Origin of the sequence: Pseudomonas sp. 8O, assembly GCF_902506495.1 — a bacterium.
In the GTDB taxonomy this organism is placed as follows: Bacteria; Pseudomonadota; Gammaproteobacteria; order Pseudomonadales; family Pseudomonadaceae; genus Aquipseudomonas; species Aquipseudomonas chaetocerotis.
In genome coordinates this window covers 1,403,668-1,419,891 of the sequence record NZ_LR733264.1, presented here as the reverse complement: position 1 = coordinate 1,419,891, position 16,224 = coordinate 1,403,668, and the positions used below count along the sequence as shown (strand labels likewise).

Here is a 16,224-nt window from a genome sequence, read left to right as displayed (position 1 = left end):
CAGGCTCAATGCCAGGCAAACGCGAGCGGCTGCGCGGGTGGTAGACCACCCCGACACTTGATCACCCGCAGCTGCGCCGGCTGGCTGTCGAGCACCAGTCGTAGTGCTGCCGGTGAAGGATTGGTCGCTTCTACCTGCGGCCGATAGGCGAAAGCCAGGGTTTGTCCGGTAGCAGCCGCTACTTGCAGACGTCTCAGCGATCGATCATCGGCCTGACGCAACCAGCTCAACACTGCACCACAACTCCCTGAGCGCAAACATTGTTCGGCAGCCCACAGGGCATCGCGACCATCTGCCTGGATGATGCTCAGTTGGCGTAAATCGACACCGGCATGAATCCAGGCCTGAGGGTAGGGCAGATGAGGAGGGGAGATCAGCACCACCCGTTCGCCTGAAACCGTCAGGCTGGCAAGGGTCGGCCACAGCAGGCTCAACTCGCCGATGCCAGGCGCAGTCGTGAGAATTTCACTGAGTGCAGCCTTAGGCCAGCCGCCACCTGGCAGTACGGCGTCGAGAAAATGGTGTCCAGTTGAGAAATTGGCACCTGATGGCGATGAAACGACCTGACCTCGCCATACACGACGAGCGTCGATCAACCGGTCAAGCGCGACCACGGATGACATGGGACAATAACCAGATACTGTATATGAATACAGTATTATTTGAGCCGACGCGCGGGTCAAGAGAATGACGATAAGGTGCTCAACCTGGTTACGGAGGCGCGGCCGAGTCAGCCGAATAAATCACGTGTCGATCCAGGGAGTCGCGTTCTACGTACAACCAACCCATATGATCTGTCGTGTTGTGCAGACGCTGACTCGAAGCGAACCCATATGGTGTCTCGGGAATTTATCGCTGGCTGCAGATGCGGTTGAGAGTGACCAAGCGTGAAGGTCTCAATTCCCATGGGAGTACATGGATCATGGGAACGATGAAGCCCGGTGTTTCAGGTGCCTGGGAGCCAAAGTGGGTGATTCAGTCTGGCCAAATCGAGCGCAAAGAGCCCTACATTGGATAAGCCGTAGCTTCGCATAATGTATATTATGTTAAATTACGAATCGTATCATGAGACCGCTGCGACGACGCCACTGCCTAGGCTTGTCCCATCCCTTCTACGTTCAATTCGAGCCAAGGTGCTGCAGATTTGGTTCGGAGTGTTTTTTGTCAGTGCGAAACAATTGGCCTGTTCTGTCGCGTAAGGCCCTGTGTCTGAACGATAAAGTATTGGTCACTGCAACCGGTTCGCAAACATCTTCCCTGATAGCCTTGCCGAGAATGTTTCTACAACTTCGGCAAATGATGTCATTTTGGAATTTCTTTTTACCAATCGTCCCAACTGTTGGTATGCAGTGAGTTCACGGTTATGTTTCATGGGTGCGATTAAGGAGATGCCTATGAAACATGATTTGGAAAACATCAGATCGGCATTGGCCAATTACGAAGTTGATATGACACCCCGACCGGACGGTAGCGTCGTACTGACCGTTGTTCATGAACAACGGCGACTGGTACGCGTACTCGATGGCAGCTGTCCGGTGCAAGAATTCATTCGCTTGATTCACTTCGACATGGCTCTGGATAAAGGCGCGAAGTCGATCAAAGAAGCGGTCAAATACAGCAGCACTACGAAATTGCCTACCTACTCGCGTGACCCGATCTTTCGCACACGTCTCTCTCGCTTATGGGCCATGAGAAAACTCACCCAACAATGAGGAGATGCGCAAATGCCCAGATGCAACGACTCGGAAACGGGCCACGGCAAGCACGAAGATCTGCTGAGAACAATCAGAAGATATATGCCCTATCAGCACCAGCTGATGTACGAATGGCCTTATGTGGCCGGCGCTACCTGCCTGGTTTTTTTGCTGGTCTGGCAGCCCTTTCAACCGCCCACACTGGCGGTGATGTTCTCCCGGTCGCAGCCCGGTGCCCAGGCCACGCAGCGATCTTTAAAGGAGATTGACGCAAACTGCTATCAGGTACGCAGCAAAACACTGATCGATCCGCTCTGCCAGGGTTGCGACAAGGAGGAGCAAGCCACCGCTCGCCCTGGTTCCTTCGAATTCGGTCGCTCGACTCTCACCTGCCTGGACATACGGCGTGACGCTTCGCATGAATCCGGCACGGATATCCCTGCCAACATGCTGATCGAAGTGATCAGGTCGAATCACTCTTTCTAGTTCGACGCCCTGGCGTCTGGCGGATTTAATGCATTTATCTGTGCTGCGATTGCGGCAATCGTAATCGTAGTCATTAGTCATTTAGGAACTTGATACACACAAAGAGGGTTGTAGTTTTGCCGCTTCTCCCCTGCCCTGCAATTACCCAGACTTAGTCGTCGAACACTGCCCGTAAAGTGTGCGGCAGCTCATGCCATCACGAGATGACCTGACGAGTCATTACAGCACAATAAAAACCTGAACCCCAATTTGACCCTGTCACTCGAAAACACATGCGTCGCATGTCATGCGGCATGCAGGTCATTTTGCCCTGCAAGGGGAACCGGACATAGGAGCTAGGCCTTCTCGCGCCGGCTCTACATACAAAGGAAAAGTCGCGATGAATGGTACTCAGAAGAACCCCTGGATGCGCTGGGGCAAACGCGGACTCACATTGATCTTTCTTCTCACCATGTCAACGCTGCTGTACATGTTGGCGCGCAATCTGGACGGGTGGGAAGTGCGTCAGGCACTCAGCGATTACAGCGCACAGACCCTGCTGTTGGGGGCGCTCATTACGCTAGCCAGTTACCTGCTGTTCAGCTGCTACGACCTGCTCGGCCGCAAGTACAGTCGCCATCATCTGCCTACGCGCCAGATCATACTCGTGGCGATGGCTGGCTACGCCTTCACCCTCAACTTCACCACCTGGATCGGCGGTGTGGCGATGCGCTACCGGTTGTACACGCGCCTCGGCCTGAGCGCCTCGACGGTGACGCGCATCCTCAGCCTCAGCCTTCTGACCAACTGGACCAGTTGCATGGCACTGGCCGGAGTGATTTTCTCTCTGCGCCTGATAGAACTGCCGGACAACTGGACATTGGGCATGAACAGCTTGCAGTTGCTGGGTTTTGCCTTGCTTGGGCTGGTTAGCGCCTATGTGGGCATCTGCGCGTTTTCCAGACAGCGCGTTTGGCGCTTTCGCGAGCGCTACGTCACCCTGCCCTCGTTGCGCATCGTGTTACTGCAGCTATGCCTCGGCGCAAGCAACTGGTCGTTGATGGCCGCCCTGATCTATTGGCTGTTACCGGAAGGTGCCACCTATGCCTCGGTGCTTGGTGTGCTGCTGATCAGTTGCATGGCTGCGGTTGTGGCGCATGTTCCCGCCGGGCTCGGGGTGCTGGAGGCCGTGTTTCTCGCTTTGCTACAGCACCAGCACAGCCAGGCCAGCCTTATCGCCGCTCTCATCACATACCGTGTGCTCTACTACCTTCTGCCGCTGCTGGTGATCAGCGTCACCTACGCGGTGCTGGAAAAACGTGCGAAGAACCTGCGCAAGCGCAACGAACAGCCAGTTGAAACGCAGCTCGGTTAGCGAGAGCAAACGACGCGTTGACACAGGGTGCGCCATACGCACTGCTGCAGAGGGCGCCGGGACTGTTGCGCGCAGCGCACCCTACGGGCAACCACTCGGCGGATGGCGGGAACTTGCAAGCGAGTTGGGCAGGTCTATCTCACATCATTCAGCAAAACCGGAGGCACGAGATGGCCAAGCCATTGCATCTGATCAGCTATACCCTGCATGACCAGTCGCACAGCGTGGAAGTCGAATCCGACCGCGAGCAACTCACGCCCTACCAGGCTCGTTTCTACTTGAGCGCTCTTCACACCTTCGAATGGCCCAGCGAATTCAGCGATGTACAGGTCACTCGCATCTTGCAGTCGAAGAAAGACAGCGCTACTCCGACACACCGCATCCAGCGCTGAGCAGACTACAGCCCTCCTCCGGTTCTCGTCACACGCTGGTAGCGGCACCTGCCAGGTATCCACGGCTCGTGAGGCTGGGGCCTACAGACGTTCCGAGACGGTGCGAGAAGGCGACGCTCAGAGTGTTTCAGTCAGGAGTCTTTGTCGTTGCCAGCGGACAGCCATAGCAACCTGACGCAGCGCCCCTGAATCAGAAACACCAAGGCCCGCAAAATGCGGGCCTTGGTCAGGTGGTCACGAATTTCGAGTTGCCTGGCTCTTCTGGCCACCCTTGCGACCGGCTTCGGACGCTCTCTGGCGGTCATTGGCAAAGTTGCCACCGCTGTTGTGGCCACCTTTGCGGCCGGCCTCGGATGCTTTTTGACGATCGTTTGCGAAGTTACCCGGATTTTTACTGGTCGCCATTGCTGGTACCTCCTGATAGTTACTCGCGAGGCGTTATTGCCCCTACTTGAAGTCAGGCAGGCTCAGCTCCGAGTCGTTCAGGCTTTTTTCACCTTCGGCGATAGCGCTGCCGGCGTCGTGCTCGGCAACAGCTATCCCCACAACTCTCTGTAACCAAGCACCTTCGGCGCCTGGGTAAGCATTCAGACGGCCTTGAGTCGCGGGTTGGCAGTAACCGGATGGGTCTTGTGGCGATTCTCGAAGCAGAAGTTGGTGGCCTGCACGTAGCCTTCAGCCGAGCCACAATCGAAGCGGCGGCCCTTGAACTTGTAGGCCAGTACACAGCCCTGCTGGGCCTGCTTCATCAGCGCGTCGGTGATCTGGATTTCGCCGCTCTTGCCCGGCTCGGTCTGTTCGATCAACGAGAAGATATCGGGCGTGAGGATGTAGCGGCCGATGATCGCCAGATTCGACGGCGCGTCCTCCGGGTTGGGTTTCTCCACCATGCTGTCGATGCGGAAGATATCGTCGCGCAGCGCCTCACCGGCGATCACGCCGTAACGCGAGACTTCGTCCATCGGCACTTCCTGGATGGCGACGATGGAGCAGCGGAACTGTTCGTAGAGCTTGACCATCTGGCTCAGCACGCCGTCGCCGTCGAGGTTCAGGCACAGGTCGTCGGCCAGCACCACGGCGAAGGCCTCGTCGCCGATCAACGGGCGCCCGGTCAGAATGGCGTGGCCAAGGCCCTTCATCTCCACTTGGCGGGTGTAGGAGAAGGTGCATTGATCGATCAGGTGACGAACGCCGCTGAGGGATTTTTCCTTGCCGGTGTTGGAGATCTCGTGCTCCAGCTCGTAGCTGATGTCGAAGTGATCCTCCAGTGAGCGCTTGCCGCGACCGGTGACGATGGCGATTTCATTGAGCCCGGCTTGCAGTGCCTCTTCGACGCCATACTGGATCAACGGGGTGTCGACCACCGGCAGCATTTCCTTGGGCATCGACTTGGTAGCGGGAAGAAAACGGGTGCCGTAACCGGCTGCGGGAAACAAACATTTCTTGATCATGAGTTCTATACCAATTGAGTGACTCGGTAATAGAACCTGACCCGTTTAGAACCTTTAGGGTTCAAGATATTTCAGCAAGCGCCGTTTCGCTGCTGTACTTTTTGTGAAGTTCGGCACCTCGACCTCAGCACGCGGATGGCGAGGTGCCGCTGCAAGCAAGAAGCCGTCGCTATGCGGGATAACGGCTCACTTCGATCAGGTTGCCGTCCGGGTCTCGAAAGTACACCGACTCGATGGGCCCCACGGCGCCTGTGCGCGCCACCGGCCCCTCTTCCACCGTCACGCTCTGCTCGGCCAGATGAGCCATGACTCGCTCCAGCGGCCACAGGGTGATCAGGCACAGATCGATGGCGCCCGGTGTCGGCTTGATCGCCTTGGGCTCGAACTCACGCCCGGCCTGATGCAGATTGAATTTCTGCTGACCGAATACCAGCGCGCTGCGCCCGGCGCCGAAGCGTTCGTGACGCATGCCCAGAACGCGCTCATAGAAATCGACGGTGATGTCGATGTCCGCCACTGTCAGTACCAGATGGTCCAATCTCTCGATCATGTTCAATGCCTGTCCAGAAGATGAAAACGTGGCAACCCCAGGTGCCAGTGGATCGCCGCCAGACGTGCGGCCAGCACCGCGAACATTGCCGCTGCGGTATCGAGCCAGTGCGGCGTGCCCAGAGCGCGCAGGCCGATAAAGGTGAGCGCACCGGCGATGCAGGCCGTGGCGTAGATTTCCTTCTGGAAGATCAGCGGGATCTCGTTGCACAGCACATCGCGAATCACCCCGCCGACCACGCCGGTCATCACCCCCATGATCACCGCAGTGCTGATCGGCGTACCGCTCTGCAGCGCCAGCTCGGTGCCATACACGGTGAACACGGCCAGGCCGAAGGCATCGGCGATCAGCAGACCTTTCTCGTGAATCGGCCGGGTCATGCGCACCCAGGCCACGGTGCCCAGCGCCGCCAGTGAGGCGACCAGGATGTAGGTATCGTCACGAATCCAGCTGACCGGGTGGTTGTCCAGAATCAGGTCACGCAGCGTACCGCCACCCAGCGCGGTGACGATGGCCATCACCAGCACGCCGAACAGGTCCATGGACTTGCGCCCCGCCATCAGCGCACCGGTGATGGCGAACACCGCAACGCCGAACAGGTCGGCGACATAGAAAAGCGTTTCCATGCTGCCCTCAGCGGCTGACCGGCGTACGCAGGGTGACGAACTCCTCGGCGGCGCTCGGATGCACACCGATGGTCTCATCGAAGATCTGCTTGGTCGCGCCTGCTTTCAGGGCGACAGCCAGGCCCTGAACGATCTCACCGGCCTCCGGGCCGACCATATGGCAGCCGAGCACACGGTCGCTGTCAGCATCCACCACCAGCTTCATCAGCGTGCGCTCCGGGTTTTCGGTCAGCGTCAGCTTCATCGGCCGGAAGCGGCTCTCGAAGACCTTCACCTTGTGCCCGGCTTCGATGGCCTGCTCTTCACTGAGGCCAACGGTGCCGATGTTCGGCAGGCTGAATACGGCGGTGGGGATCATGCTGTAATCCAGCGGCCGGTATTCCTCGGGCTTGAACAGCCGGCGCGCCACGGCCATACCTTCGGCCAGCGCAACCGGGGTCAGCTGCACGCGGCCAATCACGTCGCCCAGGGCAAGAATCGACGGTGTGGAAGTCTGGAACAGGTCATCGACCTCGACGTAGCCGCGCTTGTCCAGCTTGACCTCGACGTTTTCCAGGCCGAGGTTATCCAGCATCGGCCGGCGGCCGGTGGCGTAGAACACGCAATCGGTCTCCAGCACGCGACCATCCCTGAGCGTCGCGGCCAGGCTGCCATCGGCCTGGCGCTCGATGCTGGCGATATCGGCGTTGAACTGCAGGTCGAGGCCCTTCTTGCTCAGCTCGTCGCGCAGGTGCTCGCGCACGGCACCGTCGAAGCCGCGCAGGAACAGATCGCCGCGATAGAGCAGCGAGGTCTGTGCGCCCAGGCCATGGAAGATCGAAGCAAACTCCACGGCAATATAGCCGCCGCCCACCACCAGTACGCGCTTGGGCAGTTGCTTGAGGAAGAAGGCTTCGTTGGAGCTGATGGCGTGTTCGCGGCCAGGAATATCGGGAATCTGCGGCCAGCCGCCGGTGGCGATCAGGATGCGTTCGGTGCTGTGACGCTGGCCATTCACTTCGACGGTATGCGCATCGACGATGCGCGCATGGCCTTCGAACAGGCTGACGCCGCTGTTGGTCAACAGATTGCGGTAGATGCCATTGAGGCGCTCGATCTCGCGGTTCTTGTTGGCGATCAGCGTCGTCCAGTCGAAGTTCGCCTCACCCAGCGACCAGCCGAAACCCGAGGCTTGCTCGAAGTCTTCGGCGAAATGCGCACCGTACACCAGCAGTTTTTTCGGTACGCAGCCGACGTTGACGCAGGTACCGCCCAGATAGCGGCTCTCGGCGACCGCGACGCGGGCACCGAAACCTGCGGCGAAGCGCGCCGCACGTACGCCGCCGGAACCGGCGCCGATAACGAACAGGTCGAAGTCGTAACTCATGGGGTATCTCCTTGGCAGACGAGGAGCATACCGTAAAGGCCCGCGCTAAGCTGAACGTCGGAGGTGAAGAACATGCGCCCTACCCTGACCCATCTTGCCCTGCACGTCCCGGATCTCGATGCCTGCATCGCCTTCTACCAGCGTTTCTGCGCCATGCAGGTGATCCACGAGCGCCCCGGCAAGGGCACACGTATCGTCTGGATGGCCGAGCCGGGCAAGGAACACCAGTTCATCTTCGTGATCATGCCCGGCGGCCAGAACAGGAACCTGGCAGCCAATGACTACAGCCACTTCGGCTTTGCCCTGAGCAGCCGCGAGGACGTCGACCGCATCGCCGCCCTGGCCGAAAGCGACGGCTGCCTGATCTGGCCGCCACGCGACGAACCCTACCCGGTCGGTTACTACTGCGGCCTGCGCGACCCGGCCGGCAACTACGTGGAGTTCAGCTACGGCCAGCCGCTCGGCCCCGGCTCGGAGAAAATGCCCATTCCCTGAAATGCAAAACGCCACCCGAAGGTGGCGTTTCGTTGACCTGCAGGGTTATCAGAACGCCTTGCCAGTCTTGTACAGGTTCTCGAAACAGAAGTTGGTCGCGTCGATGTAACCCTCGGCGCTACCGCAGTCGAAACGCTGCCCCTTGAACTTGTACGCCATCACACAGCCCTGCTGGGCCTGGCGCATCAGCGCGTCGGTGATCTGGATTTCGCCACCTTTGCCCGGCGGCGTGCTGCGAATCAGGTCGAAGATGTCCGGGGTGAGGATGTAGCGACCGATGATCGCCAGGTTCGACGGTGCGTCTTCGGGCTTGGGTTTCTCCACCATGTTGCTGACGCGGTAGATGTCATCGCGGATCATCTCGCCAGCGATCACGCCGTATTTATATGTTTCGTCCTTCGGCACTTCCTGAATCGCCACGATGGAGCAGCGGAACTGGTTGTACAGCTTGACCATCTGCGCCAGCACGCTATCGCCTTCCAGGTTCAGGCACAGGTCGTCGGCCAGTACCACGGCGAACGGCTCGTCACCGATCAGCGGCTGACCGCAGAGGATGGCGTGGCCCAGGCCTTTCATCTCGACCTGACGGGTGTAGGAGAAGCTGCACTCGTCGATCAGACGACGAATGCCAACCAGGTACTTCTCCTTGTCGGTGCCCTTGATCTGGTGTTCGAGCTCATAGCTCACGTCAAAGTGGTCTTCCAGCGCGCGCTTGCCGCGACCGGTGACGATGGAGATCTGGTTGAGGCCAGCCTCCAGTGCCTCTTCAACCCCGTATTGAATCAGTGGCTTGTTCACCACCGGCAACATTTCCTTGGGCATTGCCTTGGTAGCAGGCAGGAAGCGCGTGCCGTAACCGGCAGCGGGGAACAGGCATTTCTTGATCATGGGACTCCCTAGTGGGGACGGTTGGAATGCGCGCCCAGTCTATCAAGCCGCGCTGGCCTTACAACTGCCGCTTGCGGGCCGTCCGATGCCTCGGTAGAGAAAACCCAGCTCCGCCAACTGATCGGCGTCATAGATGTTACGCCCGTCGAACAGCACCGGCATGCGCATCACGCCGCGAATACGCGGGAAGTCCGGCTGACGGAACTGCTTCCACTCCGTCACCAGCACCAGCGCATCGGCACCCTGGGCGACGGCATAGGGGGATTCGCTCAGCACCAGTTGCCCCGCCTCCACGGCCGCCGGATAGCGTGCGGCAACAGCTGCCGTGGCAGCAGGGTCGCAGGCCTGCACCTTGGCGCCAGCGGTCAGCAGTGCGTCGAGCAGCACCAGGCTGGGCGCCTCACGCAGATCGTCCGTACCGGGCTTGAATGCCAGCCCCCAGAGCGCGACGACTCGCCCTTGCAAATGACCATTGAAATGCTCGCGCAGGGCCTGGAACAGCAGCGTCTTCTGCAGCGCATTGCGCGCCTCGACCGCACGCAGGATGCCCGGCTCGATGCCCTCGTGCTCGGCCGTGCGGATCAGCGCCTTCACGTCCTTGGGAAAGCACGAGCCGCCATAACCGCAGCCGGCATAGATGAAGTGCGTACCGATACGCCGGTCGCTGCCGATGCCACGCCGCACCTCCTCGATGTCCACGCCCAACCGCGCGCAGATACCCGCCATCTCGTTGATGAAGGAAATCTTGGTCGCCAGAAAGGCATTGGCCGCGTATTTGCTGAACTCCGCGGCGCGCACGCCCATGCACAACAGGCGGTCGTGATTGCGCAGAAAGGGCGCATACAGCCGGCGCAGCAGCTCGCGCCCACGTTCGTCATCGCAGCCGACGATCACCCGGTCGGGGCGCATGAAGTCCTCGACCGCAGAACCTTCCTTGAGAAACTCCGGATTGCTCGCCACGATCACCCGCGCCCGCTGTTCCCGACGCGCCAGGCCGGCGTTGATGCGCTGCGCCACACGCTCTGCGGTGCCCACCGGCACCGTGGATTTGTCCACGACCAGGCAGGCATGATCAAGTCGTTCACCCAGCTCGTCAGCAACCGCCAGGACATGACTCAGATCGGCCGAACCGTCCTCGCCACTGGGCGTGCCCACCGCAATGAATATCACCTCGGCGCGGCGGATGCCGGCCTTCAGCTGTGACGTGAAACTGAGCTGCCCACCGGCCAGTTGCGCCTTGAGCATCGCTTCCAGGCCAGGTTCATAGATCGGCACTTCTCCTCGCGAAAGCATCGCGACGCGCTGCGCATCTCGCTCGACGCAGACCACCTGATTGCCCATCTCGGCAAAACAGGTGGCCGTCACCAAACCTACATACCCTGCTCCAATCACGCATATCTGCATCGCAGCATCCTCTCGGCCTATGCTGCGATTGCAACCAATCGCGGTGGCAGCGATATGACGGAACGACGAAAGAATGATGACAGGCACCCGCCGTTGTCGGCAGGTATTGAGCCAATGTGGCTGTATCTTCGGCGCTTATGGTTAGGACAGAGTCGGCACGTCAGCCGCCTCCGTGCCCCTTGCGGGTTGCGCGGTGACACTGCTCAGCTACAGCCAGCCTCAACACCCAGGCTTGAAATGGGACCGTGCCAGACAGCCAACCAGTAATGCTTCGCCAGCCTACGCGAGCGTGGGTGTGCGGGGCTGAGTTGCAAAAAACTGGCAAAAAAAAGACCAACCATGGAGGTTGGCCTTGCCTAATAAGAAGTATGAGCTGCACCAACTTTCGTGGAGTGCACGCCTACTATCGCTCTACCGCATTTCAGATTCATGACGACCGCCAGTTTTTCCCAGCGCCCATCCGTCCGCTCGCTCATTCGCTGCAATATTTCAGAAACACTCGTCCAGTACCTTGCAGCCCTCTAAAACGAGGGTTTCACCGTGATTCGCAATGTACGCAAGACGCTGGACTCCATCGCCGCCAACAACGAGGACGCCGCATTCGCTTTGATGCGAGCCGCTGAGAGCACCCGAGACGAGGTCCTACGCCAGCACATGCTTCGACTGATTCACCGCTTGAATCAAGACGCTGTAGACCTTCGCATTCTGCGCGACGAAGTCTTCAACCCCGCCACCAAGCGTGCCCTGTCAGTCAACATTCAGTGACCCAATGTCCTGCCGCTCCACTATCGTTGGAACACCTGCTTTTCATGACATTGGCGCGCTTACTCCAGACGCATCCGCCCCGCCGCATACTGGACATTTCATGGTCACTTCTCCTTGAAGGAAACGATCAGCAGATCGGCCACCAGCGTGAGCTTCAGGTATACCTGCCCGAATTCGGTGTCGGGCCGGTAAACTTCTTGCCGGTAGTATGATCCGCATAGGTTGTCATGCTCTTGAAAAAGTCGCGGCTGCTCAGGGCACTGATGACGGCCGGCATGTCGGCCATCTCCATACCCAGCTCGGCGCCCCCTTCCAGAGCTACGCGGGTGAAGCGATAACGCTGATCGGCTACGGCTTGCTTCACCCGCTCAAGCTTGAAATGGGGTTTACGCTATTACATGCCACATAAAATAACCTTTCAGGTTAATTTCTTTGAGGGAGCACTCATGCCAGACGACAGCCGTACACGATTGCGCAATGAACTGCTTGCCGGTGCTGCCTCCAAGCCCACAACGCCTGCTGACAGCCAGTATTTCAAGCACCTTCGTCATCGCATAACACCCCCAAACGCTAACCAACAAGATCAGGCTGGATCAATTAAACCTTCTTGAGCGCGGTAGCCGAGTGCACCAAGGAACTGGACGGGTAATTTCGCAGACAAGGGCTTTCGGCAGTTGCCGAAAGCCACAAAGCAAAAAGCCCTGCAGGTTTCCCTGCAGGGCTTTTGCGAAAGTGGCGGTGAAGAAGAGATTCGAACCCGTTTCGACAGCGTGTCAGTCCGTGCCAAAGCCGCTCAATACGGGCTTTTCGCTCCCCTCGCCTGCTCGTTTCGTAGCTATTCGGCCCTATGATTTCGACACTTTTTCGACACCTGAGCGCCCTAGCCCGCTTCGACCTGCTGCCGAAAACGCTTCATTGCAGCCATTACCTTTTCGTTCTGCTCCTGGTCGCTCCAACGCTATCCCTACCTTGTGTTCTATGTCGAGCAAGATAGCCATATCGATGTCTGGCGGGCACTGCACGAAATGAGAGATATTCCCACCTGGCTCACCAATTAAAAAACCTGACAGTCATATTATGAGAGAATAATTTCTTTCCGAAAGAAAGTATCAGCCCACATCCGAAACAGTTAAATCTATAACTTTTTTGTCCTCAAGCTTGAACATCAAGCGCTGAGAACTCTTTTCACCCAAACCATCTAGATAAAAAATATCGCACTCTAAGAAGTCAATCAAATTAAGGTTAATTGTCTTGCACTCAAACCAGAGCGGTATACTTTCATCTTTTTTCCATTTGCTCAACTTACTACTTCTATCTCTACTATGTTTAACCAGCTCACCCCTAACACTTATCAAAACCTCATTCACTTCACTCCCGTAATTATGTAAATATACTGCAAACTCGGCATCATCCATGCCAAAATACTGGAGAACCGAATCATCAAGTCTAAAAATTGGCTGAGCCAGTTTCTTTCTCTCTCGCCTTAACTCATCCGCTTCCGTTTTAGCAAAGGCGATATCTTCTTGCGTAGCCTTAACTAACTCCCTTTGCTGCTCAACAGAGTTCCTCAACTCTTCAGCTTGCATCTTAAGCGCAGCGGTACTTAACCGAAGCTCCTTACCCTGTTGAAAATACCCTATTACCAACCAAAAAAATGCCAACGGCGCAAAGCCTCCCGCAAGAAAATCTCCCCACTCATTTAGGTCCAACCCAATAGCCTTATCAATGTTTAGCCAGACAACAACCGCCAAACCTAAAACCCATATTATTGTTACAGCAGCTCCCAATATCAACATGTCTACCCCTCGCAACTGCCAATGTACAATCAGCCTTCCTCGAGCTGTTTATCTTCTTTTCTTTCTGTATCTCTTAACCTGACAGAAAACTTATCACTCACATAAAAAAAGGTCTCAAATTCAGCGTCTTTATCAATCAAAAGAAACGAGTCACCGGATTTTATTAGCACATTTGCCATGCCTTTAAATTTTTCTGAAGAAATATAAACCGCATCCTCCTCCATTATTTTATCGAACCGAACAATCCCAAGGTAATATGAAAAAGCAAGTGAAATACCAGTAAGGAAATAAATAAAAGCATTGAGAAGCTGCCGCCTATAGGCAATACGCTTTCTGTCAAACAGTCGTTTTATCACTACCACTGGGGATCTAGCTAAGAAGCCGGCCTTAAGAACCAACGCCACAACCATACTGCCGCCCAAAAACCATACCACTTTACTAATCTCAGAATACTTAACCTTAAGATAAGAAAAATTAAAAACCAGATAGACACCAATAGCAAAAACAACCCAATAGAGCACCTTCTCGTACACCATGCTTTCTTTATATATTTTTGGCGCACTCCTATTAAAGCGTAATGGCCAATGTCGCCTCAGTCTCAGCGCAAAGGCTGCAATAGCATGAAAAAACGAAAAGTAAAACTGCGATATCGCAAAGGCAAAAACCCGCGCAATTGTATAACTCATGAGAAAATAGAACACAAAAACAGATATAAATGCTGACAGGAAATCCACCGCCACTATAGACAGCATTTCAAAGGGTACCTGGGTCATGAACCCTGAATAGTGGGCCGAAGCTAAGGACAACACAACCAAGGTAGCTTTTACTATCGCTTTTATTGAGTCCTCTCTGACTCCAAGGATTTTGGTAACCGTACCAAGAATACCTTCCTTTTCGGTCTGCCCCTTTTTATTTCTCCCCCAAAGTTTATCCAATAGAGCTACATTCCTTACCATGCCGCTGCATTCCTTTTCATATGATTTAAGTATTTCTTTGTAGCTTTATCCCATAGGATTAAAACTGCTAGCCGCAGAGCAATATCGCGTTTTCATGCGATCACTACTTGTCTTGCGGTCACTGTCATAGCGGGCACGCCAGGTTCTGCACTGTTCGTGAAAGTGCTGTTTGGCAGCCTTGCGGCATTCGCGATAGTCGATTGATCCGCGCCGGTGATTGGCGCAGACGCTGGTGCCGTCGATGTAGTTGTTCACCGATAGCCATTCCGCCAGGTAGTTGCTGCCGCCGTTCCAGCTCTTTATCCATCTGGAAGTGCGCTCGTTGCTCACCTGTCTGGTTTGGCGCTGCTGCGTTTGCTGGGGTGCTTGGGCTATGCGATGGGTTGCAGGCGGTGTGTAGGTGCTGGCCGGCTGCTTGGGCGTGTAGTTCTTGTCACTGAACACGTTCTGAGAGCTGGCAATCGCCCTCGCCTTTTCTTCCTCTGTCCACTCCATCGAGGCGTATGGCTGAGGCTGGCTTACCGGCTCATATGCAACTTGTTGCGCGGGTGGATCGATGGGAATGGATGGCAGCCTTACAGGCTCTTCCGGCTCGCTGTAGGGCCGTTGCGCCGGTTGCTGGCTGAATAGCGGTTTGCCGTCTACGTGGATCGCCTGCTTGAGCTGATCCACATTGATCACGATTGGCTTGGCAAACATCGCGATCACGCCCCAGGTAATCGCGGAACCCACACCCAGGATGGCCACCATTCGCCATGGGCCAGGCTTTTTCTTGCTGCGTAGATAGTCTGGTGCGTCGTCCCAGTCACTTTTCATATCGCTTCCTTGCTTTAAATATCCTTAAGCAGTTTTATTTTGCTCTAATTTCTTTGGCAATTTTCAAAAGCTGATCTACACCATCAAAAGTGCTGGGCACATTACTCTCATCCGGCGTTATGCCAGAAAATATAATAGACTCGAATTTTGACAAAGAATCTACATCCTTTGTTTTTCTAGATTTAGCAAAGTCAGCATAACTTTCAATAAAACCACAAAGAGACAACCTCAACTCCAGCTGAAGCAACTGGGCTTTTACCGAATAGTAGTTCTTGAGTGCAATTCTAAAGAAATACAAAAGCGCCACTTCCAAACCCAGCAGTGACAGTATCTTCCCTGTTTCAACATAAGAGAAGCCACTCCCGTCATCCGTAGCAACCAGTCCACCGACTAAAAACTGGTAAGCCAGAGGAATAATAACCACCACACCCAGCAAAACCATAGAAAAGAAAGCATATCGTAGCTCCCCTTTCTTTTCGGAGTGCATTTCATGAAACGCCTTAGAGAGGTGAACGAAATTAAATTTCCCCCTCTGCTCCTTAAGTACAGAAACATATGAATCTATAGTTTTTTTATAGCCCAGCAATTCAGCTTCCCAATCGGCCTTTGCCGATGAAAAACTACTTTCCTTCTCAGATATATATTCAAGATAGTCAGTCGCAATATACTTAGGCATTGAAGCCCATATAAAATCAGAGTTCTCCTTGTCACTTAAATTGTTAAATTCTTTTCCGTAGTCAAAAAACTCAAACAGCTCTAGCTCTGGGCTTTTCGCCTTATAGGGAGACCTAAGATTTGATTCTCTTGCAATTCGCGAAAGATATTGACAAAGATCATGTAAGGCCACGTCATCGACTTTTTTGTCGAGAATTATCAACCTCAGCTCATCCCCAATCCATTTGATATTTAGCCGAGCTGATTTATCAAATTCTTTTGGCGCTGCAGCAATTTTCCTGAGCATGCCAGCGCATAGAGCCACCCTTTCATTTACAGGCTCGTTTTTTTTGAAAAGAGTCTCTAGCTTTTGGCAGTAACTTTCTATATCAGTAGAAATTTCTTCAAAAAACATAGCCACTTTGCTCTCCTAGCATTCTCAAAACTCTTGCCACCCTTTATGGGCATACCAGCATCGAGTTACTTCCATTTAGATTTCATACTCCCTCCTTGGAGCAAACAAAATTCTAA

18 protein-coding genes and 2 pseudogenes are annotated in these 16,224 nt (G+C 55.4%); 6 read left to right on the top strand and 14 right to left on the bottom strand.

What is annotated here, in order from left to right:
• Window positions 1-5: 5 nt before the first annotated feature.
• The gene (gene imuA / locus GV002_RS09315) at window positions 6-623 is read right to left on the bottom strand and encodes a translesion DNA synthesis-associated protein ImuA (protein WP_160018030.1); all 618 of its coding nucleotides are present in this window, start codon (window positions 621-623) and stop codon (window positions 6-8) included.
• Between the two features lie 771 nt (window positions 624-1,394).
• Here imuA and GV002_RS09310 point away from each other — a divergent pair.
• The 4 genes from GV002_RS09310 (at window position 1,395) to GV002_RS09295 (ending at window position 3,926) form a co-directional block, all read left to right on the top strand.
• A complete protein-coding gene (locus tag GV002_RS09310; protein ID WP_160018029.1) occupies window positions 1,395-1,712 on the top strand; it encodes a hypothetical protein in 318 nt (105 codons plus the stop codon).
• A 12-nt stretch (window positions 1,713-1,724) separates the two neighbouring features.
• Window positions 1,725-2,180, top strand: coding sequence for a hypothetical protein (locus GV002_RS09305; RefSeq protein WP_256667053.1), 456 nt, complete (start codon window positions 1,725-1,727; stop codon window positions 2,178-2,180).
• A 379-nt stretch (window positions 2,181-2,559) separates the two neighbouring features.
• A complete protein-coding gene (locus GV002_RS09300) occupies window positions 2,560-3,534 on the top strand; it encodes a lysylphosphatidylglycerol synthase domain-containing protein (RefSeq protein ID WP_160018028.1) in 975 nt (324 codons plus the stop codon).
• Between the two features lie 170 nt (window positions 3,535-3,704).
• A complete protein-coding gene (locus GV002_RS09295; RefSeq protein ID WP_160018027.1) occupies window positions 3,705-3,926 on the top strand; it encodes a hypothetical protein in 222 nt (73 codons plus the stop codon).
• A 234-nt stretch (window positions 3,927-4,160) separates the two neighbouring features.
• Here the strand turns inward: GV002_RS09295 and GV002_RS09290 are convergent.
• The 5 genes and pseudogenes from GV002_RS09290 to gorA all read right to left on the bottom strand — a co-directional run.
• A pseudogene (locus GV002_RS09290) lies at window positions 4,161-4,310 on the bottom strand (general stress protein); the annotation flags it as partial.
• Window positions 4,311-4,513: 203 nt separating this feature from the next.
• Window positions 4,514-5,377: a UTP--glucose-1-phosphate uridylyltransferase GalU gene (galU, locus tag GV002_RS09285; RefSeq protein ID WP_160018025.1), complete on the bottom strand. Its 864-nt coding sequence runs from the start codon at window positions 5,375-5,377 to the stop codon at window positions 4,514-4,516.
• 169 nt (window positions 5,378-5,546) lie between these two features.
• Window positions 5,547-5,927 (bottom strand): VOC family protein, encoded by a 381-nt coding sequence (locus tag GV002_RS09280; RefSeq protein ID WP_160018024.1) that lies wholly within the window; start codon window positions 5,925-5,927, stop codon window positions 5,547-5,549.
• A gap of 2 nt (window positions 5,928-5,929) precedes the next feature.
• Window positions 5,930-6,553, bottom strand: coding sequence for a trimeric intracellular cation channel family protein (locus GV002_RS09275; RefSeq protein WP_160018023.1), 624 nt, complete (start codon window positions 6,551-6,553; stop codon window positions 5,930-5,932).
• 7 nt (window positions 6,554-6,560) lie between these two features.
• Window positions 6,561-7,919: a glutathione-disulfide reductase gene (gene gorA / locus GV002_RS09270; RefSeq protein ID WP_160018022.1), complete on the bottom strand. Its 1,359-nt coding sequence runs from the start codon at window positions 7,917-7,919 to the stop codon at window positions 6,561-6,563.
• Window positions 7,920-7,991: 72 nt separating this feature from the next.
• Here gorA and GV002_RS09265 point away from each other — a divergent pair, with 72 nt between their 5' ends.
• Window positions 7,992-8,414, top strand: coding sequence for a VOC family protein (locus GV002_RS09265; RefSeq protein ID WP_160018021.1), 423 nt, complete (start codon window positions 7,992-7,994; stop codon window positions 8,412-8,414).
• A 48-nt stretch (window positions 8,415-8,462) separates the two neighbouring features.
• Here the strand turns inward: GV002_RS09265 and galU (GV002_RS09260) are convergent, their stop codons facing one another.
• Window positions 8,463-9,302 (bottom strand): UTP--glucose-1-phosphate uridylyltransferase GalU, encoded by an 840-nt coding sequence (gene galU / locus GV002_RS09260; RefSeq protein WP_160018020.1) that lies wholly within the window; start codon window positions 9,300-9,302, stop codon window positions 8,463-8,465.
• 42 nt (window positions 9,303-9,344) lie between these two features.
• Entirely contained in the window at window positions 9,345-10,706 is a 1,362-nt protein-coding gene (locus GV002_RS09255; RefSeq protein WP_160018019.1) for a UDP-glucose dehydrogenase family protein, read from the bottom strand.
• A 540-nt stretch (window positions 10,707-11,246) separates the two neighbouring features.
• Between GV002_RS09255 and GV002_RS09250 the strand changes: the two genes are divergently transcribed.
• On the top strand, window positions 11,247-11,471 hold the full coding sequence (locus GV002_RS09250; RefSeq protein WP_160018018.1) for a hypothetical protein: 225 nt from the start codon (window positions 11,247-11,249) through the stop codon (window positions 11,469-11,471).
• A gap of 104 nt (window positions 11,472-11,575) precedes the next feature.
• On the opposite strand, the pseudogene GV002_RS24580 reads toward GV002_RS09250, so the two are convergent.
• From GV002_RS24580 to GV002_RS09225, 6 genes and pseudogenes are all read right to left on the bottom strand, one after another.
• Window positions 11,576-11,632, bottom strand: a pseudogene (locus tag GV002_RS24580) (mRNA interferase MqsR); the annotation flags it as partial.
• Window positions 11,626-11,835: a type II toxin-antitoxin system MqsR family toxin gene (locus GV002_RS09245; protein ID WP_306109745.1), complete on the bottom strand. Its 210-nt coding sequence runs from the start codon at window positions 11,833-11,835 to the stop codon at window positions 11,626-11,628. The pseudogene GV002_RS24580 and the gene GV002_RS09245, both read right to left, overlap by 7 nt.
• Window positions 11,836-12,580: 745 nt before the next feature.
• On the bottom strand, window positions 12,581-13,267 hold the full coding sequence (locus GV002_RS09240) for a hypothetical protein (RefSeq protein ID WP_160018017.1): 687 nt from the start codon (window positions 13,265-13,267) through the stop codon (window positions 12,581-12,583).
• Between the two features lie 29 nt (window positions 13,268-13,296).
• Complete coding sequence (locus GV002_RS09235) at window positions 13,297-14,223, bottom strand: hypothetical protein (protein ID WP_160018016.1); 927 nt, start codon at window positions 14,221-14,223, stop codon at window positions 13,297-13,299.
• A 45-nt stretch (window positions 14,224-14,268) separates the two neighbouring features.
• Window positions 14,269-15,039 (bottom strand): hypothetical protein, encoded by a 771-nt coding sequence (locus tag GV002_RS09230; RefSeq protein ID WP_160018015.1) that lies wholly within the window; start codon window positions 15,037-15,039, stop codon window positions 14,269-14,271.
• A 34-nt stretch (window positions 15,040-15,073) separates the two neighbouring features.
• Window positions 15,074-16,114 carry a hypothetical protein gene (locus tag GV002_RS09225; RefSeq protein ID WP_160018014.1) on the bottom strand — a complete coding sequence of 347 codons (1,041 nt, stop codon included), beginning with the start codon at window positions 16,112-16,114 and terminating at the stop codon, window positions 15,074-15,076.
• Between the last annotated feature and the right edge of the window lie 110 nt (window positions 16,115-16,224).

What these genes read in the sequence shown, in the direction of transcription:
- GV002_RS09275 (WP_160018023.1), bottom strand. Translation starts at nt 6,553, where the DNA reads ATGGAAACGCTTTTCTATGTCGCCGACCTGTTCGGCGTTGCGGTGTTC.
- GV002_RS09235 (WP_160018016.1), bottom strand. Translation starts at nt 14,223, where the DNA reads ATGGTAAGGAATGTAGCTCTATTGGATAAACTTTGGGGGAGAAATAAA.
- GV002_RS09230 (WP_160018015.1), bottom strand. Translation starts at nt 15,039, where the DNA reads ATGAAAAGTGACTGGGACGACGCACCAGACTATCTACGCAGCAAGAAA.
- GV002_RS09240 (WP_160018017.1), bottom strand. Translation starts at nt 13,267, where the DNA reads ATGTTGATATTGGGAGCTGCTGTAACAATAATATGGGTTTTAGGTTTG.
- GV002_RS09265 (WP_160018021.1), top strand. Translation starts at nt 7,992, where the DNA reads ATGCGCCCTACCCTGACCCATCTTGCCCTGCACGTCCCGGATCTCGAT.
- imuA (WP_160018030.1), bottom strand. Translation starts at nt 623, where the DNA reads ATGTCATCCGTGGTCGCGCTTGACCGGTTGATCGACGCTCGTCGTGTA.
- galU (WP_160018020.1), bottom strand. Translation starts at nt 9,302, where the DNA reads ATGATCAAGAAATGCCTGTTCCCCGCTGCCGGTTACGGCACGCGCTTC.
- GV002_RS09295 (WP_160018027.1), top strand. Translation starts at nt 3,705, where the DNA reads ATGGCCAAGCCATTGCATCTGATCAGCTATACCCTGCATGACCAGTCG.
- GV002_RS09310 (WP_160018029.1), top strand. Translation starts at nt 1,395, where the DNA reads ATGAAACATGATTTGGAAAACATCAGATCGGCATTGGCCAATTACGAA.
- GV002_RS09280 (WP_160018024.1), bottom strand. Translation starts at nt 5,927, where the DNA reads ATGATCGAGAGATTGGACCATCTGGTACTGACAGTGGCGGACATCGAC.
- GV002_RS09300 (WP_160018028.1), top strand. Translation starts at nt 2,560, where the DNA reads ATGAATGGTACTCAGAAGAACCCCTGGATGCGCTGGGGCAAACGCGGA.
- galU (WP_160018025.1), bottom strand. Translation starts at nt 5,377, where the DNA reads ATGATCAAGAAATGTTTGTTTCCCGCAGCCGGTTACGGCACCCGTTTT.
- GV002_RS09255 (WP_160018019.1), bottom strand. Translation starts at nt 10,706, where the DNA reads ATGCAGATATGCGTGATTGGAGCAGGGTATGTAGGTTTGGTGACGGCC.
- GV002_RS09305 (WP_256667053.1), top strand. Translation starts at nt 1,725, where the DNA reads ATGCCCAGATGCAACGACTCGGAAACGGGCCACGGCAAGCACGAAGAT.
- gorA (WP_160018022.1), bottom strand. Translation starts at nt 7,919, where the DNA reads ATGAGTTACGACTTCGACCTGTTCGTTATCGGCGCCGGTTCCGGCGGC.